General features: G+C 65.6%; 22 protein-coding genes and 3 pseudogenes. 7 read left to right on the top strand and 18 right to left on the bottom strand.

The genetic code is table 11. From position 1 onward, the window contains the following. Nucleotides 1-314: 314 nt before the first annotated feature. Genes SHTP_RS01800 through disA form a run of 3 tightly spaced genes read left to right on the top strand, consistent with a single transcriptional unit; the run spans nt 315 to nt 3,484 of the window. Nucleotides 315-872, top strand: coding sequence for a copper chaperone PCu(A)C domain-containing protein (locus SHTP_RS01800; RefSeq protein WP_012396605.1), 558 nt, complete (start codon nt 315-317; stop codon nt 870-872). 41 nt (nt 873-913) lie between these two features. Next, nucleotides 914-2,389 (top strand): DNA repair protein RadA, encoded by a 1,476-nt coding sequence (radA, locus tag SHTP_RS01795; RefSeq protein ID WP_096369597.1) that lies wholly within the window; start codon nt 914-916, stop codon nt 2,387-2,389. Nucleotides 2,390-2,407: 18 nt separating this feature from the next. Continuing rightward, nucleotides 2,408-3,484 (top strand): DNA integrity scanning diadenylate cyclase DisA, encoded by a 1,077-nt coding sequence (disA, locus tag SHTP_RS01790; RefSeq protein WP_096369596.1) that lies wholly within the window; start codon nt 2,408-2,410, stop codon nt 3,482-3,484. 11 nt (nt 3,485-3,495) lie between these two features. Here the strand turns inward: disA and SHTP_RS01785 are convergent, their stop codons facing one another. Both SHTP_RS01785 and SHTP_RS01780 read right to left on the bottom strand, forming a co-directional pair. Continuing rightward, nucleotides 3,496-4,293, bottom strand: a complete 798-nt coding sequence (locus SHTP_RS01785; protein ID WP_096372268.1) for a hypothetical protein — start codon at nt 4,291-4,293, stop codon at nt 3,496-3,498. A 113-nt stretch (nt 4,294-4,406) separates the two neighbouring features. Then, nucleotides 4,407-5,024, bottom strand: coding sequence for a carbonic anhydrase (locus SHTP_RS01780; protein WP_036426185.1), 618 nt, complete (start codon nt 5,022-5,024; stop codon nt 4,407-4,409). Between SHTP_RS01780 and SHTP_RS01775 the strand changes: the two genes are divergently transcribed. Next, nucleotides 5,023-5,934: an HhH-GPD family protein gene (locus SHTP_RS01775; RefSeq protein ID WP_096369595.1), complete on the top strand. Its 912-nt coding sequence runs from the start codon at nt 5,023-5,025 to the stop codon at nt 5,932-5,934. The genes SHTP_RS01780 and SHTP_RS01775 overlap by 2 nt on opposite strands. Before the next feature lie 7 nt (nt 5,935-5,941). Here SHTP_RS01775 and SHTP_RS01770 read toward each other — a convergent pair whose 3' ends face one another. Continuing rightward, nucleotides 5,942-6,709 (bottom strand): alpha/beta fold hydrolase, encoded by a 768-nt coding sequence (locus SHTP_RS01770; protein WP_096369594.1) that lies wholly within the window; start codon nt 6,707-6,709, stop codon nt 5,942-5,944. Between the two features lie 55 nt (nt 6,710-6,764). On the opposite strand from SHTP_RS01770, the pseudogene mhuD reads away from it, so the two are divergent. Further along, nucleotides 6,765-7,082 (top strand): annotated as a pseudogene (mhuD, locus tag SHTP_RS01765) (mycobilin-forming heme oxygenase MhuD). Continuing rightward, nucleotides 7,057-8,427 carry a serine hydrolase gene (locus SHTP_RS28290; protein ID WP_157756259.1) on the top strand — a complete coding sequence of 457 codons (1,371 nt, stop codon included), beginning with the start codon at nt 7,057-7,059 and terminating at the stop codon, nt 8,425-8,427. Before mhuD ends, SHTP_RS28290 begins: the two are co-directional and overlap by 26 nt. Nucleotides 8,428-8,491: 64 nt before the next feature. On the opposite strand, the pseudogene SHTP_RS01755 reads toward SHTP_RS28290, so the two are convergent. The 7 genes and pseudogenes from SHTP_RS01755 to SHTP_RS01725 form a co-directional block, all read right to left on the bottom strand. Further along, nucleotides 8,492-9,205 (bottom strand): annotated as a pseudogene (locus SHTP_RS01755) (polyprenol monophosphomannose synthase); the annotation flags it as partial. A gap of 38 nt (nt 9,206-9,243) precedes the next feature. Further along, nucleotides 9,244-10,812, bottom strand: coding sequence for a DHA2 family efflux MFS transporter permease subunit (locus SHTP_RS01750; RefSeq protein WP_096369591.1), 1,569 nt, complete (start codon nt 10,810-10,812; stop codon nt 9,244-9,246). 64 nt (nt 10,813-10,876) lie between these two features. Next, nucleotides 10,877-11,911: a polyprenyl synthetase family protein gene (locus SHTP_RS01745; RefSeq protein WP_231991690.1), complete on the bottom strand. Its 1,035-nt coding sequence runs from the start codon at nt 11,909-11,911 to the stop codon at nt 10,877-10,879. A gap of 231 nt (nt 11,912-12,142) precedes the next feature. Further along, the gene (locus SHTP_RS01740) at nt 12,143-12,676 is read right to left on the bottom strand and encodes a histidine phosphatase family protein (RefSeq protein WP_096369589.1); all 534 of its coding nucleotides are present in this window, start codon (nt 12,674-12,676) and stop codon (nt 12,143-12,145) included. 7 nt (nt 12,677-12,683) lie between these two features. Next, a complete protein-coding gene (locus SHTP_RS01735) occupies nt 12,684-13,451 on the bottom strand; it encodes a CbtA family protein (protein ID WP_096372267.1) in 768 nt (255 codons plus the stop codon). A 14-nt stretch (nt 13,452-13,465) separates the two neighbouring features. After that, nucleotides 13,466-13,675 carry a CbtB domain-containing protein gene (locus SHTP_RS01730; protein ID WP_012396619.1) on the bottom strand — a complete coding sequence of 70 codons (210 nt, stop codon included), beginning with the start codon at nt 13,673-13,675 and terminating at the stop codon, nt 13,466-13,468. 176 nt (nt 13,676-13,851) lie between these two features. After that, nucleotides 13,852-15,169, bottom strand: a pseudogene (locus SHTP_RS01725) (PE family protein). Between SHTP_RS01725 and SHTP_RS29600 the strand changes: the two are divergent. Beyond that, nucleotides 15,111-15,242, top strand: a complete 132-nt coding sequence (locus SHTP_RS29600; RefSeq protein ID WP_265338872.1) for a hypothetical protein — start codon at nt 15,111-15,113, stop codon at nt 15,240-15,242. The pseudogene SHTP_RS01725 and the gene SHTP_RS29600 sit on opposite strands and share 59 nt — an antisense overlap. Nucleotides 15,243-15,422: 180 nt before the next feature. On the opposite strand, the gene clpC1 is transcribed toward SHTP_RS29600, so the two are convergent. The 8 genes from clpC1 to SHTP_RS01685 all read right to left on the bottom strand — a co-directional run bounded on the left by clpC1 (nt 15,423) and on the right by SHTP_RS01685 (nt 24,983). Then, the gene (gene clpC1 / locus SHTP_RS01720; RefSeq protein ID WP_096369588.1) at nt 15,423-17,969 is read right to left on the bottom strand and encodes an ATP-dependent protease ATP-binding subunit ClpC; all 2,547 of its coding nucleotides are present in this window, start codon (nt 17,967-17,969) and stop codon (nt 15,423-15,425) included. A 377-nt stretch (nt 17,970-18,346) separates the two neighbouring features. Next, entirely contained in the window at nt 18,347-18,688 is a 342-nt protein-coding gene (gene lsr2, locus SHTP_RS01715; RefSeq protein WP_011741818.1) for a histone-like nucleoid-structuring protein Lsr2, read from the bottom strand. A gap of 114 nt (nt 18,689-18,802) precedes the next feature. Next, nucleotides 18,803-20,299: a lysine--tRNA ligase gene (gene lysS, locus SHTP_RS01710; RefSeq protein WP_096369587.1), complete on the bottom strand. Its 1,497-nt coding sequence runs from the start codon at nt 20,297-20,299 to the stop codon at nt 18,803-18,805. 121 nt (nt 20,300-20,420) lie between these two features. Beyond that, nucleotides 20,421-21,239: a type III pantothenate kinase gene (locus SHTP_RS01705; protein ID WP_012396623.1), complete on the bottom strand. Its 819-nt coding sequence runs from the start codon at nt 21,237-21,239 to the stop codon at nt 20,421-20,423. Nucleotides 21,240-21,241: 2 nt separating this feature from the next. Then, on the bottom strand, nt 21,242-21,673 hold the full coding sequence (panD, locus tag SHTP_RS01700) for an aspartate 1-decarboxylase (protein WP_096369586.1): 432 nt from the start codon (nt 21,671-21,673) through the stop codon (nt 21,242-21,244). Continuing rightward, complete coding sequence (panC, locus tag SHTP_RS01695; RefSeq protein WP_096369585.1) at nt 21,673-22,620, bottom strand: pantoate--beta-alanine ligase; 948 nt, start codon at nt 22,618-22,620, stop codon at nt 21,673-21,675. Before panC ends, panD begins: the two co-directional genes overlap by 1 nt. After that, a complete protein-coding gene (locus SHTP_RS01690; protein ID WP_096369584.1) occupies nt 22,617-23,528 on the bottom strand; it encodes a Rossmann-like and DUF2520 domain-containing protein in 912 nt (303 codons plus the stop codon). Before SHTP_RS01690 ends, panC begins: the two co-directional genes overlap by 4 nt. Before the next feature lie 102 nt (nt 23,529-23,630). Beyond that, on the bottom strand, nt 23,631-24,983 hold the full coding sequence (locus SHTP_RS01685; RefSeq protein ID WP_096369583.1) for a DUF6779 domain-containing protein: 1,353 nt from the start codon (nt 24,981-24,983) through the stop codon (nt 23,631-23,633). Between the last annotated feature and the right edge of the window lie 12 nt (nt 24,984-24,995).

Raw genomic sequence — 24,995 nt, 5'->3', positions numbered from 1 at the left:
AGCCCTGTTCGCAGCCGCTTCGACGACCCCCGACACGCCCACAGCCAGCGAACATGTGACCGCCCACCCAAACCCGACAACCGGGAAGACATCCCGTCTCACTACGGCTGGACCAAGCCGAGGCTCACCACCCCGACGGCCCTGGTCGGGGCGCCGATCACGCGGGTCTGGCGCCAACCATCGCGACGCCACGACGGCGCCGAGGCCGCCTGCGCTACCGTCCGCGGCGGCTACCTACTACTGTGCATAGTCGAATCGGTGTCAGCACGCCGTCATGTGATCGACGATGCTCCGAACCCAGCGGGAGGCTTCGAGTGAACCTGTTCAAAATCCGCCTCGTATCGGTCGGCCTGGTCGCTCTGACTGCCACCCTGCTCAGCGGTTGTGGAGCGGGTCAGATCTCGCAAACCGCGTCGCAGGAGTCGGCGGTCAACGGCAACAGGCTCACCATCAACAACGTCGCGCTGCGCGACATCCGCATCCAGGCCCTCCAACGGACCAGTGATTTCCTGCGTCCCGGCCACAATGTGGACTTGGTGCTGGTGGCAGTGAACCAGTCACCGGATTTGTCGGATCGGCTCGTCAGCATCACCAGCGACATCGGCAAGGTCACGATGACCGGCGACGCTCAACTACCGGCGGGCGGCATGTTGTTCATCGGCACACCGGACGGCCAGCTCGTCGCACCGGGTCCGCTGGACTCGAATGAATCGGCCAAGGCCACCGTCGCGTTGGCCAAGCCGATCACCAACGGTCTGATGTACAACTTCACCTTCAACTTCGAGAAGGCCGGGCAGGGCTCGGTGATGGTGCCCATTTCCGCGCCGTTGGCCGAGCCGCACGTGGAAGCCGCCGAGCCAGACAAGCACTAAGCGTCCGGCCGGCTGTCAGACCCAGCCGATACGGTCACCGCGTGGCCAACGCACGTTTGCAATACCGCTGCGCGGACTGCCGGTATCTCACCGCCAAGTGGGTGGGGCGATGCCCGGAGTGCAGCAGCTGGGGCACCGTCGAAGAAGTGTCCGTTCTCAGCGCAGTCGGCGGAGGCAGTCGCCTGGGTCGCCGGGCGCACGGTCCGGCGGTACCGACGTCGCAGGCCGTTCCGATAAGTTCCGTCCAGCCCAATCTCAGCCGGCACCGCCCTACCGGCATCGACGAACTCGACCGGGTGCTCGGCGGCGGTGTGGTGCCGGGTTCGGTGACGCTGCTGGCCGGCGAGCCCGGTGTCGGCAAGTCGACGCTGCTGCTCGAAGTGGCCCACCGCTGGGCGCAGTCGGGGCAACGCGTTTTGTACATCTCCGGCGAAGAGTCCGCGGGGCAGATCCGGCTGCGCGCCGACCGGATCGGCTGCGGCGGCCCGGCGGCCCCCGATATCTCCGAGGTCTCAGCGATCGACAACAGCGCGGAGATCTATCTGGCCGCCGAATCCGACCTGCACGCGGTCTTGGACCACATCGACACGGTTGGGTCGGCATTGGTGATCGTCGACTCGGTACAGACGATGTCCACCAGCGAGGTCGACGGCGTTACCGGCGGGGTGACACAGGTGCGCGCCGTCACCGCCGCGCTCACCGCGGCGGCCAAGTCCAATGGCTTCGCGCTGATTCTCGTCGGGCACGTCACCAAGGATGGAGCCATCGCCGGCCCCCGCTCGCTAGAACACCTGGTCGACGTCGTGCTGCACTTCGAAGGCGACCGCAACGGCGGGTTGCGAATGGTCCGTGGCGTCAAGAATCGGTTCGGCGCGGCTGACGAGGTGGGTTGCTTCCTGCTGCACGATAACGGGATCGAGGGCGTAGCCGATCCGTCCAACCTGTTCCTGGATCAACGCCCCACACCGGTTCCCGGCACCGCGATCACGGTGACCCTGGATGGAAAGCGCCCCCTTATCGGGGAAGTCCAGGCGTTGCTGGCGACGCCGAACGGCGGGGCACCCAGACGCGCTGTCAGCGGGATCGACCATGCCCGGGCCGCCATGATCAGCGCCGTCCTGGAAAAACACGCGCGGCTGTCACTGGCCGTCAACGACATGTATCTGTCCACCGTCGGCGGGATGCGGTTGACCGATCCCTCATCGGATCTGGCCGTCGCGATCGCACTGGCCTCGGCGTATGCGAACCTGCCGCTACCCACCACCGCGGTGATGATCGGCGAGGTCGGCCTGGCGGGCGACCTGCGGCGGGTCAACGGGATGGACCGGCGCCTGGCCGAGGCCTCCCGGCAGGGATTCAACATCGCACTGGTCCCGCCCGGCTGCGAGGCGGTGCCGGCGGGCCTGCGCACGCTCTGCGCGCCCACAATCGTGGCCGCACTCGAGCACATGATCGACATCGCCGACCACCGCAGCGCCCCTTCGGCGAAGGTGCATCGGCTAGACACCTCCCACTAGCGGCGGACGCATAGCAAAATGCACGCTGTGAATCGTCCGACACTTCGTGAGGCTGTTGCCCGGCTGGCGCCCGGCACGGGGCTACGGGACGGCCTAGAGCGCATTCTGCGCGGCCGCACCGGAGCCCTGATCGTGCTGGGCCACGATGAGAACGTCGAGGCCGTCTGCGACGGCGGGTTCCCCCTCGATGTGCGCTATGCGCCCACCCGGTTACGGGAACTGTGCAAAATGGACGGCGCCGTGGTGCTGTCCACCGATGGCAGCCGGTTCATCCGGGCCAACGTGCAGCTAGTTCCGGACCCGTCGATACCCACCGACGAATCGGGCACCCGCCACCGTTCGGCGGAACGGGCCGCCATCCAGACCGGCTATCCGGTGATTTCGGTGAGCCACTCGATGAACATCGTGACCGTCTACGTCGGCGGTGAGCGACACGTGCTGAGCGATTCGGCCACCATCCTGTCGCACGCCAACCAGGCTATCGCGACCCTGGAGCGGTACAAGACCAGGCTCGACGAGGTCAGCCGGCAGCTATCCCGCGCGGAGATCGAGGATTTCGTGACGCTGCGCGACGTGATGACGGTGGTGCAGCGACTCGAGTTGGTGCGGCGAATCGGCATCGAGATCGACAACGACGTGGTCGAACTCGGCACCGATGGGCGACAACTGCGGCTGCAGCTCGAAGAGTTGCTCGGCGACAACGAAACCGCCCGGGAGTTGATTGTCCGGGATTACTACGCCAACCACGAACCGCTGGCCACCGCACAGATCACCGCGACCCTCGACGAGCTGGATGCCATCACCGACACCGAGCTACTCGATTTCAACGCGCTGGCGAAGATCTTCGGATATCCGTCCACCACCGAGGCGCAGGACTCGGCGCTGAGCCCGCGCGGCTACCGCGCCATGTCGGGCATCCCGCGGCTGCAGTTCAGCCATACCGACCTGCTGGTCCGGGCCTTTGGCAGCCTGCAGGGCTTGCTCGCGGCCAGCGCCAGCGACCTGCAATCGGTGGAAGGCATCGGCTCGACGTGGGCCCCTCACGTCCGAGAGGGGCTATCGCAGCTGGCCGAGTCGACGATCGCCGACCAGTGACGTGCGCCCGCCTACCCGCCCTGGGCGGGCGGCGCCTCGGGCGGTGGCGCCAAAGCCGGGCCGGGAGCCGGTAACGGACCGGGAGGCTGCGGCGCAGGATTCAAGATGAATGGAACCGGCTGCGACCGCAGGTTACCCAGCTGCACGACCAGGTTGTAGGTTCCGGGCCCAATCGCGGGCCTCGGCAATGGGCACTTGGGCGCCGATCCCATCCCGGTCCACGTCACCGCGGTAGTCACCTGCTCGCCGGGGGCAAATGTCTTGACCAAGGTCTCATTGGATGGCGCGCAGTCCAGGTTGGACCACAACCGCTTGCTGTCCAGCGAGTACACGTAGGCCGCGAGCACCGCGGCGCCCACGTCCCGCTTGCAGGCCACCAGCCCGATATTGGTGACGACCATGGTAAACTTCGGCTGGTCACCGATGTAGTACTGGGGCGCGTTCGTCAGACCCTTGACGGCCAACGTGGAATCCGGGCAGTCGTCGCCCTCCTTGAGCACCGGCGGCGGTTGTACCGCGGCGGTGGGGGTGGGTGTCTCCGGATTCTGCCCCTGCAGCGGCGCGCCCGGAGCATTACCTTCGGTCTGCCCGGCCGGTTGCGGCGCTTGCGGCGCACTTGACCCCGGATGGTCTTGCGCACCCGCCGGTTTATCGGCTTTGGCAGGCTTGGCGCCCGCATTACTCCCGACGAAGGCGATCACAGCGGCGACGGCCACCCCGATCACTACGACCGCGATGCCCAGGGCCAGTCCCCTGCGCCGCCAGTAGATCTCGGTGGGTAGCGGGCCACGCGGTTCCAGATCCAGCACATTCACACCGTAGGCCCAGGTCACGCCGACTCGTTTGACCCGACTCGGCGTGTCGCCGGGTTAGCTGGGGAACGGCCGTGTTAGGGGCTCTCCAAGACGTGCCCTAACCGCCCCTATGCGCCGATATCACCGACATGGTCGCGCAGCACCGCCTGTCCGTCGGAAAGCTGGTAGGTGACCCCCACGATGGCCAGCGTGCCCGCTGCGACTCGATTCGATATCGCCGTCGACCGCGCCATCAGCTGGGCAACCGTCTCCTGAATGTGGCGCTGTTCGAACTCGTCGACCCGCTTCAGGCCGTCCCGCCGACCCATCAGAATCGACGGAGCCACCCGCTCCACCACGTCCCGCACGTAACCACCGGGCACGCTGCCCTCGTTGATCGCCGTCAAAGCCGCGTTGACGGCCCCGCAGCTGTCATGGCCGAGCACGACCACAAGCGGCACGTTGAGCACCGTAACCGCGTACTCGATGGAGCCCAACACGGCCGAGTCGATGACGTGACCGGCGGTGCGGACCACGAACATGTCGCCCAGGCCCTGGTCGAAGATGATCTCGGCGGCCACGCGGCTGTCCGCGCACCCGAAGATGACCGCCGTCGGCTTCTGCCCGGAAGCCAGGCTGGCACGGTGATCGACGCTTTGACTGGGGTGCAGGGGCTTGCCGGCGACGAATCGCTCGTTACCCTCACTGAGTGCTTTCCAGGCGGTTATCGGATTGGTGTTGGGCATGCCAGCCATTGTGCCGCAACCTTCGATGACCTGCCCCGAACACATACCGGCCACTAATCTTGTCGCCTGGTATGAGCGTTGTTGCCGCGACCTGCCCTGGCGGGCGCCCGACGTGAGCCCGTGGCAGATCCTGGTCAGCGAGTTCATGCTGCAGCAAACCCCGGTATCGCGGGTGCTGTCGATCTGGCCGGACTGGGTGCGGCGCTGGCCCACCGCATCGGCGACGGCGACGGCGACGGCCGCCGATGTGCTGCGCGCCTGGGGCAAGTTGGGTTATCCACGGCGGGCCAAGCGCTTGCATGAATGCGCCATGGTCATCGCCGGTGACCACGACGACGTGGTTCCCGACGACGTCGATACCCTGCTGACCCTGCCCGGCGTCGGGAGCTACACCGCACGAGCGGTGGCCTGCTTCGCGTACCGGCAGCGGGTTCCGGTGGTGGACACCAATGTCCGGCGGGTGATGGCCCGAGCCGTCCATGGCCGCGCCGAAGCGGGTTCACCGTCGGCCACCCGCGACCATGCCGAGGTGTCCGCACTGCTGCCCGACGACGAGCTGGCGCCGCGGTTTTCGGTGGCCCTGATGGAGCTGGGTGCGACGGCGTGTACCGCCCGGGCGCCGCGATGCGGACAGTGCCCGCTTGCCGAGTGCGCCTGGCGGCGGGCCGGCTATCCGCCCGCAACCGGCCCGGCCCGGCGCGTTCAGACCTACGCCGGAACCGATCGTCAAGTGCGCGGACGGCTGCTAGATGTGTTGCGCGACAACAATGGGCCGGTCACTCGTGCGCAGCTGGACGTGGCGTGGCTGACCGATACCGCGCAGCGGGACCGGGCGCTGTACTCGCTGCTGGCCGATGGCCTGGTCACCCAAACTGCCGATGGGCTCTTCGCCCTGGCCGGCGAAGAGTAGGAGCTCGTTACCGAACGCGCTCGGCGGCCAGGAACGCCTCGACAGCCTGCCGATACGCCAGCTGCGCCTCGTCGTGGACCAGATGTCCAGCCTCGGGAACATGCAGATATTTAGTTGACCGGTCGACTTCGGCCATCGCAAGCATCTGGCCCGGCGGCGTCACGGAGTTTCCGGCCTCGATCAGAAGCGCCGGCTGCCGCACCGCCCGCCATTGTGCCCAGTAGCCGCGCGTACCCCATTCAGCGGCGATCTGGATCCACCGCGAGGTGTGCCCATGCAGGCGCCACCCCGTGGCCGTGCGGTCGAAGGCTTCCAGAAAGTACTGCCCGGCAAGCGGCCCGAATTCCGCGAATACCTGATCGGCCGAATCGAATTCAACGGGAAGTGCGTGCAACCACGGCTCCCACGGGCCGGTGGTGCGGCCGACGAAATCCGGCGCCATGTCCTCGACCACCAACGCCGACACCAGCCCGGGACGCTCAGCGGCCAAACACCACGAATGCAGGGCACCCATCGAATGTCCGACCAGCCTGGCCGGCCCGCCCAGCTCGGCCACCGCCTCACCCAGGTCGGCCACGAAACGTTCGGTGCTGATCGGATACGGATCGTCGACGTCGCGGCCGCGGTGCCAGGGCGCGTCGTAGGTATACACGGCACCGAGGCGAGTCAGCCACGGCAGCTGACGCGACCAAGTGCTGCCCCGGCCCATCAGCCCGTGCACCAGGACCAACGGCTCTCCCTCTCCGCCGTGATAGGTCAACAGATCGGTGGGCATAGACCTATCTTGCGCGGCGTGCCGACGCTTGAGCCAGGCGCGGTAACCTAGCCGAATGCCAGTGGTGAAGATCAATGCAATCTCGGTGCCGGCCGGCGCTGGCCCCGAACTGGAAAAGCGCTTCGCCCACCGCGCGCACGCGGTGGATAACTCTCCGGGCTTTCTCGGCTTTCAATTACTGCGTCCAGTCAAGGGTGAAGACCGCTACTTCGTGGTGACACACTGGGAGTCTGATGAAGCGTTCTAGGCTTGGGCGAACGGGCCCGCCAAAGAAGCTCATGCCGGCGAACGGGCCAATCCCGTGTCAACCGGCGCCTCGCTATTGGAATTCGAGGTTGTGCTCGACGTTGCAGGGAACACGCCGGCTGACTAGCCGGCGCCGCAACCGGCTGCGCCGCGCGACGGTGCTCACCGCCGCCGCGGCGCTGGTGCTGACGCTGACACCTGGGTGCTCGTCCTCGCCAACCCCATCGGCCAACGCGGCCAACCCGCAGCGCCGGATCGACACCGTGACTCCACCGGGTCTGCGCGCCCAGCAGACCATGGACATGCTCAATTCGGACTGGCCGATCGGCCCGGCCGGAGTGGCCACGCTGGCCGCGCCCAGCAAGGTCGACTCGGTCGAAGCCACCATGGAGGGACTCTGGTGGGACCGGCCGTTCGCCCTCGACAGTGTGGACATCAGCGCCAGCGCGGCAACGCTACACCTGACCTCCTCCTACGGCGCGCGACAGGACATCCGCCTGCACACCGATGACGGCGGCTGGGTGGACCGGTTCGAACTCGAGACGCTTCCCCCACCGACAATCACCGCCTGGCGCGACGTCGATGCCGTATTGAGCAAGACCGGCGCCCGATACTCCCACCAGGTGTCCAAGGTCGAAAAGGGACAGTGCACTCGAGTCGCGGGCACCAACACCAACCAACCTCTACCCCTGGCATCGATTTTCAAGTTGTACGTGCTGCATGCCCTGGCGGATGCAATCAAGAGCGGCACCGCATCCTGGGACGACCAGCTGACCGTTACCGCCAAGAGCAAGGCCGTCGGCTCCTCTGGCCTGGAATTATCTCCCGGCGACCATGTTTCGGTACGCCGGGCGGCCGAGAAAATGATCGCCAATAGCGACAACATGGCCACCGACTTGCTGATCGGGCGGCTGGGCAAGCACGCCATCGAGCAGGCGCTGGCCACCGCCGGCCATCACGATCCGGCCAGCATGACTCCTTTCCCCACCATGTATGAGCTGTTCTCGGTGGGTTGGGGTCAACCCGATCTGCGGGAGCAATGGAAGCAGGCGTCTGCGCAACAGCGAGCGGCATTACTCGAACAGGCCGATTCGACTCCGTACCGCCCCGATCCGACTCGTGCCCACACCCCGGCCTCAAACTACGGTGCCGAATGGTATGGCAGCGCCGAGGACATCTGCCGGGTCCACCTGGCACTGCAGGCCGATGCGGTCGGTCCCGCCGCACCGGTGCGAAAGATCCTGTCCGCCGTCGCGGGCATTGCGCTAGACCGCAACTACTGGCCCTACATCGGCGCGAAAGCCGGTGGTCTGCCGGGAGACTTGACCTTCAGCTGGTATGCGGAGGACAAGACCGGGCAACCGTGGGTGGTGAGCTTCCAGCTGAACTGGCCGCGTGACCATGGACCGAATGTGACCGGATGGATGCTGCAGGTCGCCAAGCAGGTCTTCGCGCTCGTCGCTCCCGAATAGCGGTCCATACCGCGGCTGCGAACCGTTGGGCGGCAAGCGAAATTCGGGCGGTTCGCAGACCCCGCAGTCGGTCTTTGACGCCCCATCGGGCGACCTGGACTATTCCCTCGCCGATGTTGGATCCGCTCATCCCTGAGGCACCGACCTCCCGCTCGGTGAAGGTAATCGGCACCTCCACCACGGCGAAGCCGGCATTGAGGCTGCGCCAAGTCATTTCAACTTGGAAGCAATAGCCCCTGGATTCGAGAGTGTCGAGGTCGAGTGCCTCGAGCACCTCGCGGCGATAGGCCCGATAACCACCGGTGATGTCATAGACACCGACGCCCAGTATCAACCGCGAGTACGTATTGGCCGCCTTGGACAACACGCGCCGTCGCCGTGGCCAGCTGCGTACCGTCCCGCCGCGCACATATCGGGACCCGATGGCCAGATCGGCGCCCGCCTCAACAGCCTCCAACAGTCGGTGCAGCTGTTCGGGAGCGTGGTTACCATCGGCTTCCATCTCGACTAGCACCGAGTAATTGCGCTGCATACCCCAGACGAAACCCTGCAGGTAGGCCGCGGCCAGACCGTCCTTGACGTTGCGGTGCAACACGTATGTGCAGCCGGGGTCGGCGGCGGCCAGCTCGTCAGCGAGTTGGCCAGTGCCATCCGGATTTTCGTCATCAACGACAAGAACATGCACGTCTGGGCAGGCATCCTTGACGCGCCGGTGGATCAGGGGCAGGTTCTCCCGCTCGTTGTACGTCGGGATTATCACCAGGACCCGCCGGCTCCGACCAGTGCCCGAATTCTCATGCGGGTCTCGCTCGTGGGTCATTTGCCTCCTTCAGCTGGCCCGATGGCCGAGGCCGCCACCGACACCGCAACGTCGTCGCGGACCTCACCGCGCGCGGGCAACAGGAATGCGACCACGACCGCGCCGACCGCGGCGAAAACCGCACACGCCAGACAACCGACGCCAAAGCTTTCCAGGAATGCCGATTCGACGGCATGCCGGATGGCTGGCGCCTCCCCGGCGGGGAGTTGGTCGAGCACCTGCTTGGCTGCCGCCATCGACTGCCGCATCGCGGCACGCGCCACCGGATCGAGGCCATGTAACGCCGCATTACTGCTCATCGACCTCAGGTAGACCGATGCGAAGACGCTGCCCACGATGGCCACTCCCAGGCATGCCCCGAGTTGGCGAGCCACCCCGGTCACCGCCGACCCGACACCGGCGGCGGTCGGGCTCAATGAACCCATGATCGCCTCACTGGCCGGGGCCATGGTGAGGCCCAGTCCGCTGCCGAGCGCGGCCATCACCGCCGCGATCAGCCAATACGGCGTGCCGGCGTCGAAGCCACCCGCGCAGGCCACGGAAACCGCCACCATCACAAGGCCACTGGTGACCACTGCGGTGGTACCCACCCGTTCGACAATGCGCGGAGCGATGACACTGAGGCCCGCATAGGAGAACGCAAGCGGCACCAGCCGCATTCCCGTATCGAACGCGCGGTAGGCAGCCACAAATTGGAGGTACTGCGTGGCAACGAAGATGAAGCCGCACATCACCAGATAGGCGGTTGTGACAGCCGCGGTCCCTCCGGAGAACCGGCGGTTCGCGAAGATCGACAGATCAAGAATTGGGTGCCACGTTCTTCGCTCCAACCAGAGGAACACCGCGAGCAAGACGACCGCGAGCGCAAAGCCCGCAGCGGTTCTCGCACTGGCCCAGCCGATGTTGGGCGTCTCGATGAGCGTGTAGGTCAAGACGGTGACGCCGACGGTCGATACGAGCAGACCCGGCAGGTCAAGTGGTGGGCGATCGGGGTTGCGCGAAGTTGGTACAAACATATTTACGCTGACTATGGCGACGACCGCGATCGGTACATTTACCCAAAAGATCGAGCCCACCGAGAAGTGCTCTATCAGCCATCCGCCCAGAATCGGCCCAATAACCACCGCGATGCCAGTGACCGCCGACCAGACTCCAATTGCTCTGGCACGGTGCGTCGAATCAACGAATACATTTGTGACCAGCGCCAGCGATGTCGGAAAGATGATCGCGGCACCGACCCCCATCACCGCGCGTGCCCCGATGACCGCTTGCGCCGAGCCGGCACTGGCGGCCACCGCAGACGAGGCGCCGACAATGACAAGGCCGATTGTGAGCCAGCCGCGCCTGCCATAGCGATCGCCTAGATTGCCTGCCGCCAAGAGCAATCCGGCCGCAGCAATCGCATATGAATCGACGATCCACTGCAGTTCGGCGTTGCTGGCCTGCAACGCACGAGACAACGTGGGCAGCGCGACATTGACGATGGTCAAATCGATAGATGCGATGAAGCTGCCCAAAACGATGACACCCAGTACCAACTTCGGACGAACATTGCCGCGGTTCATGGATACCCGAATCCCGGACACTTCGTCGGGGACAGCCCCGCGAAACGGCCGCACGCTCGGGGCATCACGCCGCCCGCACGGTCATCAGCTCAGCCAGGGCCAGCAAATCCTCCGCCGCGGTCGGCTCTGGTTCGGCGGCAGCCAGAGCGTCAAGAGCCAGGCCGCGATGCCGCAGCGCCTCGCCCTCCGCCCAAGCCCGGCCACCCGCATCCTCAATCAAGTCAGCGGCGTAGGACAGCTCATGATCGCTGAGGGCCTCAGTGCCGCCAAGCAGGGTTTCCAGCTTGGCGCCCGCCGCCGTACCAGAGGACAGCGCGGCTACCACCGGCAACGACTTTTTTCTCGACTGCAGATCGGAGAACACGGGTTTGCCGGTAACCGATTCACTGCCCCAGATTCCGAGAATGTCGTCGACCAGCTGAAAAGAGAGTCCCAAGTGGCGACCGAACTGCGCGTACTGGTCGGCAACAAGACTGTCGCCGCCGGCCGCAAGCGCACCCAATTGACACGCCACGCCGAACAGAGCGCCCGTCTTCTGTTGTGCCATTTGAAGACATTCGGGCAACCAGACTTTGGTGCGTTGCTCGAAGGCGAGGTCGGCGGATTGGCCGGCGCACAACTCCAGTGCCGCTTTGCGTAACGCCGAGCCCGAGGCCCCCTCGTGAACCAAGTCCAACGCCAGCACCAGCAGCGCGTCACCGGTGAGTATCGCCATCGGTACGCCGTAGACCACCCACGCCGCCGGGCGATGCCGCCGAGTTACGTCACCATCCATGATGTCGTCGTGCAGCAACGAACAATCGTGCACCAACTCGACCGCTACCGCAGCTGGAATCGCGGCATCCATTGCCCCGCCAGCTGCGCGCACGCAGGTAATCGACAGGGCCGGCCGAACAGCCTTGCCATGGCGCACCGAACTATCGCGCCCATCGGGTTCCCACCAGCCGATATGAAACCCTGCGCAAAGCCGCAGCTCAGGCGAGAGATTATCGATCACAGCTCGCTGCTCCGGTTCAATAAGCAGTCGAATATCGTTCAGCAATAACGTAATCCGCGCGGGAATTGTCGAAGCCCGAACCGGACGCGCCATTTGCGACATCGCCACCGCCCTCCTGGATTGATCTCAGAAGGGGCCCAATCGGCCCATTAACAAGCCTAAAATTTACAACAGTGTCGATAAGCTACCACGGTCTATTCACCCGCGCTTTCCAACCAACCTTGGATGGTCGCGACGCACGAAATCCGGCCGCGCAACCGCAGCCACAGCTCCGAACCGATTGTTGGAGTGGCCAATTGCGCAGGGCGGGTAGATCGGGGACTTTCCAACCCGCTAAAGGCGCAGTGTCCAGCGCCGATCGCGGTAATGCAGCGCTATCCGACTTAACGGTGCAACATCGATGCGCCAGAACGACTTCGGGCAGCCGTCGAGGGCAACTAGAATTGCTGCCCTGATTACGGCGGGATGGGTCACCGCGACCGTATTTCCTTGTAACGACGCCAACCATCCGGCGACCCGATCAATCAAGTCGAGAATCGACTCACCGCCGTGCGGCGCTTGCCCGGGATCACTCAGCCACGCCGTAAGGTCAGCGGGCGCAATGTCGGCCAGCCTCGAACCGCGCCAATGCCCACAATCCAGATCGGCCAGCCGCGGCTCGGTGACCGCTCGCAGTCCCAGCAGCTCCGCGCTTTGACAGCAACGCCGCTCGGGCCCGGCGTATTGCCGCGAGTCGCGGTTGCTCTCCAATGGCGCCGCCCATCGGCGACCAGTGTGGTCGAGCGGCTCGTCGTCGGGAAAGCGGCCGACGGCCATCGCGTCGGTCATCCCATGCGACACCAGGATCAACCGCGTGACATCGGTCATCGAACAGTCACGCCGCGGCGCTTTGCACCCGTCCGCTATCGGCTCGCTCGTCCAGCCCTCGCCCTACCAGCACCGAGAAGACCAGTCCGATGGATGCCCACAACACCAGTTGGGTTCCCAGCGAGACCAACCTGAACTCGTAGAGGACATCGGCGGGAAAGCCCTGGGGTATCTCGGCAACAGTCGGCAGGATCGCCATGACCACCGTAACCGCAACCAGGTACGCACCGGCCGCAAGCAACCCGGCATTGAACATGTCCATCCGCATCGAGAGCCACCGCACCAGATAGACGGCCACGATTGACAACATCACCGACGCCACCACCATGACCAGGTACCACAGGGTGCGTGCACCGATGGTGTCCGCTTGACCGACCGCCGGCGGGTTGGGCGGATACTTCACGAACGGGACCAGATACACCACGGTGAAGGCCAGCGCCGCTAGCCGAATCGAAAGCACCCGCGGTGCGGGGCTTGCCGACGGGTTTCCCGCGCGTCCGTACACCAGACAAAACACAACGGCGAAAAGGGCTCCCACCGCGAGGCCGAAAATCAGGACTCCGAAACCCAATCCAGCGTTGGCCTGCACGCCGCGGCTGAACAATTCCGAACCGTGCTCGTGCACCCCGTGAGCGTGCGCAGCTTCGGTGCGGGCGTCTTCGAATTCGACAGCCCGGCCGATGATGGGTTCGGCGAACAGCCGGGCGAACACGAACGCCAACACGGCACCCACCGCGCCCGCCAGCAGACCTCGCGCGATCAGCCACCGCTCCACGTTAGCCGCCCGGCTCAGTGGCACGGGAAGCCGAGCAAATGCCTGGCGTCGTGGAAGAACTCATGAACGTGGGTATCGCCGCCCACCAGCGATACCGCCCCTTGATCGATGCCGACGAAATAGATCGCCAACAGCGCCAGGACAGCCGTGGCGGCCAGCCACAGCGCTGCGCTTGCCGCCGATAGGTCAACCGAACCGGCCTGGGCGGCCTGAGAGTTCGCCACGGTCAACTCCTTCTGGGGATCTCGCGCCCCACTTGGGTAGCCGATGACGGGCGCCGGGTCTGACTAGACAGTGGCGCGACCGTTCTGGAATTTCACCAGATTCCGTCGCCCATCAACAACAATGAAACAACACCGGCCAGTGTAAACCGGTAGTTCCCAGGGGTCGATCGACAAAATCAGCCCGGCTGGCCGTGCGCCCCGTCCGCGCCTGAACCCCCGGGTTGTCCGTAACTGCCATGGGATCCAGACATGCCCCTGCGCGATCCACTTCCGGGGCCCCCACCGTCGCCCCAATGACCGCCGTCGCCACCACCGCCACCGGTACCGCCCTCGCCGCCAAGCCCGGGGTTACCCGAGTGCCCTAGCAGACCTCCCGCGCCGCCCGCACCACCGTTGCCGCCATCGCCGCCGGCTCCGCCGGTCCCGCCAGTGCCGCCGTCGCCACCGGTATTGCCATTGCCGCCGGCAAATTCCGAGTCTCCGCCGGCACCGCCGGCGCCGCCGGTACCGCCGACCGCACCGGTGCCACCGCCGCCGCCGATGCCCCCGGCACCGCCGCCGCCACCGTTGCCGACGAGTAGCCCGCCATGGCCTCCACCACCCCCGGCGCCGCCGCTACCCCCGACGCCGCCTGGAGCGCCCTGCCCACCGACCCCGCCTACGCCGCCGTCGCCCCCCTCCACACGGCCGTAGCCGCCGGTACCGCCGGTGCCGCCGGTCTGCCCGTACTCGGTGCCGTCGGCGCCGGGACCGCCAGGACCGCCGGTGTCACGTCCGGTAAGACCTGGGGTTCCGTTGCCGGCCGGCATGGTCGTGGGGTTGACACCGGCCGCGCCGGCCGTGCCGTCCCCGCCCGCACCGCCGGCACCGCCGTTGCCCCAGAGCCCGGCGTTGCCGCCGGCGCCGCCCAGACCGCCGCTACCGCCGGCCGTGCTGGCGGCCCCGCCGGCCCCGCCAACGCCGCCGTTGCCGTACAGCCAGCCGCCTTGACCGCCGGACCCGCCGGCCGCCGCGGCTCCGCCCGCCCCTCCGGCACCGCCATTGCCGATCAGGCCCGCGGCCCCGCCGGCACCGCCGCCCACTCCGGAGGTGGCGCTGTTGTAGCCGCTACCGCCGCTGCCGTACAAGAACCCCCCGTCATACCCATCGGGGTGCGATGCGGTTCCCGCGGCACCGTCGCCGATCAGCCCTCGCCCCAGCAGGGCCTGCGTGGGTGCGTTGATCAACCCCAACACGTCCTGCTGCACGGTTTGTAGCGTCGAACTGTTGGCCGACTCCACACCGGCACCAATTTGCGCCGGCGTTCAAGGCCTGCACGAACTGGTCATGAATGGCCGCCATGTCGGCGCCCAGCACCTGATAAGCCTGGGCGTAGCGGGAGAACAGGGACGCAACGACCGTCGAGACCTCATCGGCACCGGCGGCAAGCACTTCGGTGGTCGGAGCCGCCGCCGGGGTGTTGGCCCCGCTGATCGCCGACCCAATCTGCGCCAAGTCCGTTGCTGCGGCCGCGATGATCTCCGGTGTGGCAAAAACTAGCGGCATGGCTCGCCTCCTCGGCACATGACGCAACCCAGCATCGGCCTGATCACTGCCGGATAGATCAATAGAAACGTATCGGCATGTCCCGCCGCGACATGCGGAGCTTCAACGAACTTTCAGGAAATCGGAAGCAGCTCGCAACGTCCGCTTAACATGTGACGGGCCTGCCAGGGGCAAGCCCGTCACATGTTTTCAGAGTGTTCGGTTACTGCTCGGTGGGCCCAGGTCCCCCGGCGCTGTGTGCTCCGGCCTTTGCCAGGTCCGGCTCACTCGGCGGCTTGCGGGTACCGGTGAACGTAAATTTCGCGTCCTCACCGGCGCCCTCGCCGTCCCAGTTGTCGACGTCGACGGTGACGACCTGTCCCGGACCGACCTCCTCAAAGAGGATCTTCTCCGAGAGCTGGTCCTCGATCTCACGCTGAATGGTTCGCCGCAGCGGACGAGCACCCAAGACCGGGTCGAAACCGCGCTTGGCCAGCAGCGACTTTGCCTTGTCGGTCAGCTCGAGCGCCATGTCCTTGCTCTTGAGCTGGTTGGCGACGCGGCCGATCATCAGGTCGACCATCCGCATGATCTCGTCGCGAGTCAGCTGGTGGAAGACGATGATGTCGTCGATGCGGTTGAGGAACTCCGGCCGGAAGTGCTTCTTGAGCTCGTCGTTGACCTTCTGCTTCATCCGCTCGTAGTCGTTCTCGCCGCCAGTCTGGCTGAACCCGAGGCCGACGGGCTTGGAAATATCGGATGTCCCCAGATTCGACGTGAAGATCAGCACGGTGTTGTTGAAGTCGACCGTGCGGCCCTGGCCGTCGGTGAGCCGGCCGTCCTCGAGGACCTGCAACAGACTGTTGTAGATCTCCTGGTGTGCCTTCTCGATCTCATCGAAGAGCACCACGCTGAACGGCTTGCGCCGCACCTTCTCGGTGAGCTGGCCGCCCTCTTCGTAGCCGACATATCCGGGCGGAGCACCGAAGAGCCGGGACGCGGTGAACCGGTCGTGGAACTCGCCCATGTCGATCTGGATGAGCGCGTCGTCGTCACCGAACAAGAAGTTGGCCAGCGCCTTGGACAGCTCGGTCTTACCGACACCGGACGGGCCGGCGAAGATGAACGATCCCGACGGGCGCTTCGGGTCCTTCAGCCCGGCGCGGGTGCGGCGGATCGCCTTGGAGACCGCCTTGACCGCGTCTTCCTGGCCGATAATCCGCTTGTGCAGCTCATCTTCCATCCGCAGCAGGCGGGTGGTTTCCGCCTCGGTGAGCTTGAACACCGGGATGCCAGTCCAGTTGCCCAGCACTTCGGCGATTTGTTCGTCATCGACTTCGGCGACCACGTCGAGATCGCCCGAACGCCATTGCTTTTCACGCTCGGCACGCTGCGCCACCAGTTGCTTCTCCCGGTCGCGCAGGCTCGCCGCCTTCTCGAAGTCCTGGGCGTCGATCGCCGATTCCTTCTCCCGGCGCGCGTCGGCGATCTTCTCGTCGAACTCGCGCAGGTCTGGCGGCGCGGTCATGCGACGGATCCGCATCCGGGCGCCCGCCTCGTCGATCAGGTCGATCGCCTTGTCCGGCAGGAACCGGTCGTTGATGTAGCGGTCGGCCAGCGTCGCGGCGGCCACCATCGCGGAATCGGTGATCGACACGCGGTGGTGCGCCTCGTAGCGGTCCCGCAGGCCCTTGAGGATCTCGATGGTGTGCTCGACCGTCGGCTCCCCCACCTGCACCGGCTGGAAACGGCGCTCCAGCGCGGCGTCCTTCTCGATGTACTTGCGGTACTCGTCGAGGGTGGTGGCACCGATCGTCTGCAGCTCGCCGCGAGCCAGCTTGGGCTTGAGGATGCTTGCGGCATCGATCGCGCCCTCGGCGGCACCCGCCCCGACCAGCGTGTGCAGCTCGTCGATGAACAGGATGATGTCGCCGCGGGTATTTGTCTCCTTGAGCACCTTCTTCAGGCGTTCCTCGAAGTCACCACGGTAGCGCGAACCCGCGACCAGCGAGCCGAGGTCCAGCGTGTAGAGCTGCTTGTCCTTCAGCGTCTCGGGCACCTCGCCGTGCACGATGGCCTGCGCCAGGCCCTCGACCACAGCGGTCTTGCCCACGCCGGGCTCGCCGATGAGCACCGGGTTGTTCTTGGTGCGCCGGGAGAGCACCTGCATGACCCGCTCGATTTCCTTCTCGCGGCCGATGACCGGGTCCAGCTTGCCTTCCATGGCAGCCGCGGTCAGGTTGCGGCCGAACTGGTCGAGAACCAGCGACGTGGAGGGAGAGCCGGACTCCCCTCCCCGGCCGCCGGTGCCTGCCTCGGCGGCCTCCTTGCCCTGGTAGCCGCTCAGCAGCTGGATCACCTGCTGGCGCACCCGGGTCAGTTCGGCGCCCAGCTTGACCAGCACCTGGGCGGCCACACCCTCGCCCTCGCGAATCAGGCCGAGCAGGATGTGCTCGGTACCGATGTAGTTGTGGCCGAGCTGCAGCGCCTCGCGCAGGCTGAGTTCGAGCACCTTCTTGGCGCGCGGAGTGAACGGGATGTGCCCGGACGGTGCCTGCTGGCCCTGGCCGATGATCTCTTCGACCTGGCTGCGCACACCTTCCAGCGAGATCCCGAGCGACTCCAGCGACTTGGCCGCAACGCCTTCGCCTTCATGGATTAGCCCCAGCAGAATGTGCTCGGTGCCGATGTAGTTGTGGTTCAGCATCCGGGCCTCTTCTTGCGCCAGGACAACGACCCGGCGGGCACGGTCGGTAAAACGTTCGAACATCGGCGGTTACCTGCTCTCCCTCATCGGTACTTTGGTCGGTCCTGAACCAGTCCAGCTCGGCCCCGCGTACCTGCAGTCCACTGTAATGGTCGGCCTGCCAGGCTTCATAACAACCTTGCAGTGCCGTGCGGTTCCCGGCTGCAACTCCGGTGTGGGGCCCGAATCACCCGAATCAGATACACCCGTGACCCAGACCCGGCGCCCGAGAAGCCGCGCCGGCCTCGTTTTCTTCCTGCTACAACAGAACCGCAACACGTTAACGAGGAAAACCGCCGAAGTGTTTCCCGTGTCGGCCGAAGATCGGTTTCGCCACGAGCGAAAATGACATAGCACCGTCGCCTAGGCTTAGCCTGGGCGACGGTAATAGATCGAGATCGCTATGAACCGGCAGCGTGGAATGCGTCGATGACGTCGGCCGGGATACGGCCACGGGTCGACACATTGTGCCCATTACGGCGTGCCCATTCCCGGATGGCCGCGCTTTGCTCGCGGTCGATAGCGCCGCGGCCACGTCCGGATCCCGAACGCCCACGTCGCCGGCCACCGACGCGCCGACCCGCCGCAACCCATTGCTTCAGATCACCGCGCAGTTTCGCGGCATTCTTGGAAGAAAGGTCAATCTCGTAGGTCACCCCGTCAAGCCCGAATTCAACCGTTTCGTCAGCAGCACCGGCACCGTCGAAATCGTCGACCAAGGTGACGGTAACTTTCTTAGCCATTGGCTTACCCTCGCGTTTCTTCCTATGCGTCGCAATACAGGATGGATAGTCTCCCCGCGCACCAATGTGCCATAAGTAAGCAAAATTCTCAATCCAGACACAACCACCGGCAGTTCAGTTGGAGTGAGGGCGAACAATCGGGAACAAAACTGTCTCCCTAATTGACAGTCCGGTCAAACACATCAACAACCGATCGATGCCCATTCCAGTTCCAGTACACGGGGGCATCCCGTACTCCAGAGCCGTCAGAAAATCTTCGTCAAGTTCCATCGCCTCGTCGTCACCCGCGGCCGCCGCACGGGCCTGATCAGCGAATCTGTCCCGCTGGACGACGGGATCGTTTAATTCCGAGTACCCGGTAGCCAGTTCGACTCCGCGCACGTAGAGATCCCACTTCTCGGTTACTCCGGGGATACTGCGGTGCTGACGAGTCAATGGCGTTGTCTCGACTGGGAAATCCTTGACAAATGTGGGCGCCGTCAACTTGTTGCCGACAGCATGTTCCCAGAGTTCCTCGACAAGTTTGCCGTGACCAAAAACACTGTTGTCAATCTCTACGTCAAGTCCGCTTGCGATGTCACGTAAGCGAGCAACCGTCGTCTCTGGCGTGATCTGTTCCCCCAGTGCCTCCGACAAGGAGGAATACATCTCGATAGTTGCCCATTCTCCGTCGATGTCGTACACGCTGCCGTCAGGCATCGAGAGTTGTCTGGTTCCGATCGCCTCGTCAGCAACTTCTTGAATAAGCTCTCTGGTGATCAGGGCCGAATCGTCATAGGTTCCATAGGTCTGATACGTCTCCAGCATGGAGAATTCCGGGGAATGGGTGGAATCAGACCCTTCGTTTCGGAACACCCGATTTAGTTCAAAGACCCTGTCGAAACCGCCCACGATGCAACGCTTGAGGAACAGTTCCGGCGCGATACGCAGGTAAAGATCGATATCGAGGGCATTGGACTGGGTGACGAACGGCCGCGCCGCAGCGCCGCCGGCCAAGGTCTGCAACATTGGCGTTTCGACTTCGAGAAACCCGCGCCGCTCCAGCGCATTACGCACCGCACGGATTACCGCAATCCGCTGTCGCGCGACCTCCCGCGCCTGCGGACGCACGATCAAATCGACGTAGCGCTGACGAACCCGCGACTCCTCGCTCATCTCCTTGTGTGCGACCGGCAGCGGCCGCAAGGCCTTGGCAGCCATCCGCCAGGAATCGGCGAGCACCGATAGTTCACCCCGACGGGAGCTGATCACGGTGCCGTGCACGTAGACGACGTCACCGATGTCGACGTCGGCCTTCCACCTGTCCAGCGATTCGCGGCCCACCTTGTCGAGGCTGATCATCGCCTGCAGCTGGGTGCCGTCGCCGTCCTGCAGTGTCGCAAAACACAGTTTCCCGGTGTTACGCGCGAACACCACTCGACCCGCGACACCGACGATGTCCTCGGTCGCCGAATCTGTCGGTAGGTCGGCATAGGTGGCACGAATCTCGGCCAACGTGTGAGTGCGTTCGATGGCTACCGGATAGGGGTCATACCCCTCTGCCAATAACCGAGCACGCTTGTCCCGACGGATTCGGAACTGCTCGGGAATGTCTGACTCGGCGGAGCTCACGACGTGCCAGCTTAAATGAACTCGCCTGAGCACTCATCGCGCGGGCACCGGGCGCGCGAAACCCGCCCTAAAGATTGCTCCCGACCGGAATCGGCCGGGACGCATGGTCGCCGGGTGGCGGCTAGCGCGCCGGCTTCAGCCGACCGCGCTGAGCCTCCCGATTGCGCTCGAAGACCAGCCGTAATCCATGCAGGGTCAGGTGCTCGTCGAAGTGTTCGACGCTGTGCAGTTCGGGCAGCAGCAGCGGCGCGGTGTGCCCGGTCGCCACCACCGCGACATCGTCGTCGGCTGAAAAACCCTTAACGTCCTCACGAATCCGCGCCACCAGGCCGTCAACCAGCCCGGCAAAACCGAATACCGCACCAGCCTGCATGCATTCCACCGTGTTCTTACCCACCACCGAGCGCGGCCGGGCCAACTCGACGCGCCGAAGTGCCGCCGAACGGGCCGCGGCGGCATCCGAAGAAACCTGAACGCCGGGTGCGATCGCCCCGCCCAGGAATTCGCCTTTGGCCGACACCACGTCCACGCATATCGATGATCCGAAATCGACGACAATGGCCGCCTTTGCGAACTGCTGATATGCCGCCAGGCAGTTGACGATCCGGTCGGCACCCACTTCTTTGGGGTTGTCGACCAGCAGCGGAATACCGGTGCGTACCCCAGGTTCGATCAGCACGTGCGGGACCGACGGCCAATACTGCTCCAGCATGATCCGCACCTCATGCAACACCGACGGGACCGTGGACAACCCGGTCGCACCGGTGAGCCGCTCGGAATCCTCGCCGATCAACCCGTCGATCGTCAGTGCCAATTCATCGGCGGTGACTTCGGATTCGGTCCGTATCCGCCATTGCTGCACGACCTTTGCGTGCTGTTTGGCCCCCGATAGCAGACCGACAACGGTGTGGGTGTTGCGGACGTCGATCGCCAGCAGCACGGTTACCGCGCACCGATCCGCGGATTCAACAGCTCCTCCGCCCCGGGAATGTCGAATGCGGGCACAAAAGCCGGGTCGTGGCCCACGTCGATCTGCTTGTTGTCAGCGTCGACGAACACGATCCGCGGCTGGTAGGCGCGTGCCTCGGCATCCTGCATGGTCCCGTAGGCGATCAGGATCACCAGATCGCCGCAGTGTACGAGATGCGCCGCGGCACCGTTGATCCCGATTACGCCACTACCGCGTTCGCCGGTGATCGCATACGTGACCAAGCGAGCACCGTTATCGATGTCGACGATGGTCACCTGTTCACCTTCGAGCAGATCCGCGGCGTCCATCAAGTCGGCATCGATGGTCACCGACCCGACGTAGTGCAGGTCGGCCTGCGTGACGGTGGCGCGGTGAATCTTCGACTTCAACATTGTCCGTAACATCAATTCCTCCAAGGTGATTGGACACGCCCGTCCGGCCCGACAGGCTGCCCGTCGGTGCCGGCGATACTTTCGATCTCAATTGCCACGTTGTCGAGCAGCCGGGTGGCGCCGAACCGGACGGCGACCAGCAACCGGCCAGATCCGCTGGGGGAAACCGGGCCGAGCTCGCCGTCGCGCAGTTCCACATAGTCGACGACGATCCCGGGGACGGCCTCGAGCACACCGCGCGCCGCATCCAGCGCAGCCTGGACATCGGCGGTCGCCGCATGTGCCCCGGCCGTCAGCGCCGCCGAGAGCGCGATGGCCGCTTCCCGTTGCGCCGGGTCCAGATAGCGATTGCGCGACGACATCGCCAGTCCGTCGTGTTCACGCACGATCGGCACGCCGATCACCTGCACGTTGACGTTGAGGTCGGCAACCATCTGCCGGATGAGCACCAGCTGCTGATAATCCTTCTCACCGAAGAACGCCCGGTCGGGAGCCACGATCTGTAGCAGCTTGAGCACCACGGTCAGCACCCCGGCGAAATGGGTTGGTCGCGAACCGCCTTCGAGTTCGGCAGCCAGTGGGCCGGGTTGCACGGTGGTGCGTAGGCCGTTGGGGTACATGCTCGCCGCGGTCGGGGTGAACGCGATTTCCACACCTTCGGCCCGCAGTTTCGCCAGATCCTGATCGAGGGTTCGTGGGTAGGCGTCCAGATCCTCGCCGGCACCGAACTGCAGCGGGTTGACGAAAATCGACACCACGACCACCGCACCGGGCGTGCGTTTGGCCGCCCGCACCAGCGCCAGATGGCCCTCGTGCAGGGCCCCCATCGTGGGGACCAACATCACCCGGCGGCCGGTGTGGCGCAGCGCCCGGCTGACCTCGCCGACGTCACGCGGCGCCGAGTAGATGTTGAGTTCGCCCGGCTTGAAGACGGGCGCCCGGCCGGCATTCGCTCTCATGGCGTCAAGACCTCCACCACATCCCCCGGTGCATGGGCCCGCATGGCGGTGCGCAGGGCGTTCACCCGATACGCCTGCGCCAGTTGCGGGTCCGCTTCGGTGAGCGCGGCCAGGTGGCCGGCGACCGCGGCGGCGTCACCGCGCGCGACCGGCCCGGTCAGCGCGGCCTGACCCCGCTGCAGCGTGTTTTCCAGGGCCGCTCGGGCTAGCGGTCCGACGATGCGTTCCGCGATACCGCCGGGCTGGTTGTCGACGCATTGCTGGCCGAGCAGTTCTTGTCCACGCAAGGCGGTGCGCAAGCCCTCGAGGGCATCGGCGAGCACGGTGACGAGGTGGTTACTCGCATGTGCGAGGGCCGCGTGGTAGAGCACGCGGCTTTCCTCGCGCACGCAGAACGGTTCGCCGCCCATCTCCAGCACCAGCGATTGGGCGATCGCATACCCGACGTCGTCAGCCGCGGTGATTCCGAAGCAGGTATCGGGCAGCCGATTGATGTCTTCGTCGGAGCCGGTGAAGGTCATCGCCGGATGAATGGCCAGCGGTATGCAACCCTGCGCAGTCAGGGGCTCCAAGATGCCAATCCCGTTGGCGCCGGATGTGTGCGCCACGATGGTGCCCGGCCGCACCGCCGACGTGGCGGCCAGACCCGATATCAGACCCGCCAGTTCACTGTCGGTGACGGCCAGCATCAGCAACTCGGCCGATGCGGCGACATCCGGCGGCGGCAGCACCGGGGTATCGGGCAACCGGCGCTGCGCCCGCTGCAGCGACGCGTGCGAAATGGCGCTGCATGCCACCACGACATGATCGGCGCGCTCTAGCGCGATCCCCAGGGCGGTGCCTACCCGGCCGGCCGAGATGATCCCCACCTTGAGCCTGGCCGGGCGCAAACCGTCGAGCTGCACCATCGCAGACGACCTCACAGGTTTCTTCGTTCGTTCCAGTCCCGTGGATGACCGGGTACCGGACGGTCACTAAGACTGTAGTCGATTTGTTGGTCGACACCCATTTCAGCCGTCACGGCGCCGGCGCCGGCCGCCGCCGGAAGGCTGCACCTGCAACCGTGCCATCAGGTCAGCGACGGACTGACCACCGCTTTGCGAGTCAGAGTCATGCGAGCCCGCCACATCGGGGCGTTCTTCTTCCGGGCGGCGATGACGGGAGGCAAGGTCGGGTGCGGGCGGCGGGGCCAACCGGGGCGCCGCGGGCTCGGCGGGCTGGGGGCCCGGCCACGGCGGTGCAGCGGGTGCCATTGGTGGCGGTTGGGCTGGTCCGGGGCCTGGAGGCGGCCCCGCTCCCAGGCGGCCCACCCCATAGTCGCGGTAGTCGGTGGAATGACGAGATCGCGACCGTCTGCCGCCGTATTCCCGGTCGAACTCACCGATGTCACCTTGGTCCTCGTCGGAATCGTAATGCCGGGCACGGCGGCGTCGACCCGAAGACCGGTCCTGCGTTTCGGCGCCAGCCGCCTCCTCGGCCACCCAGTGGCTGCCCGGAGCGCCGGGGGGCAACCACTGTCCGTCCGCGGCAACCGGTCGCCAAGGCGAGGGTTCGGCATTGGGTACTGGTGGCGCGGGCGGCGGTCGACGATGCGGCTCGTAGTGCAGGTCAGGCTGAACCGGCGCAGCCTCCTGGGGCGGCCCGACCCATTCGGCGGGGTGTTCGGGGCCCGGAGGCGCGGGCGGCGGGGGCTGCAGAAACGGTCCCCTACCCGGCTGCACGTCACGCTCGTCCAGAGGCGGCACGCCTACCTCCGGCACATCGATGATCGCTTCCTCGGCGCGGTTGAGATTTTCGTCTCGACGGGCCATGGCAATCCGGTCACTGGGCAGCCAGTCGGTGGCTGGACTCTCGCCGTTTTGGAGCCGATCGGCGACAGCGCGGGCGGTGCGCGACTCCCTGTCCACCGTCTCCAGCGCCGGGCGCTGTTCTAGGTCCGCATCGAACAAGATTCCCAGACTGGTTCGCAGCGAAGCTAATTCGGCGCGCAACGCTGCCACCTCGTCGGCGGCCGCGCCCCGCAACTCGGCGGCGAGCTCGCGACGCAACTGCGACTCCACCGCCAGCTCGTATTCGCGGCGGGCCGAGATCTCGCGATCCAGTTGCAGGTCGTAGACGAGCTTCATGTCGCGCGCCCGCGCCTGATCCGCTTCGGCCTGGCGACGATAGAGCACGGACACAAACGCACCAGCGAACGCGGCCCACAGCGCGAGGACCACGGCGAGCTTGAGCAGTTCCACCCGATTGGTGAAAACCAGTGCCGAACTAGCTCCAATTGCCAGAACCAGCAACGTCGTCCATAGCACCCAACCCGGCCTGCGGCCGCCGCGCCGGACCCGGGCGCCGCGGGACAGAACGGTCATGGCCTGACTGTA

This window comes from Mycobacterium ulcerans subsp. shinshuense (assembly GCF_002355775.1).
Classification (GTDB): Bacteria; Actinomycetota; Actinomycetes; order Mycobacteriales; family Mycobacteriaceae; genus Mycobacterium; species Mycobacterium marinum.
Note: the sequence above shows the minus strand (reverse complement) of the source record. Positions and strands in the feature narration are given on the sequence as shown.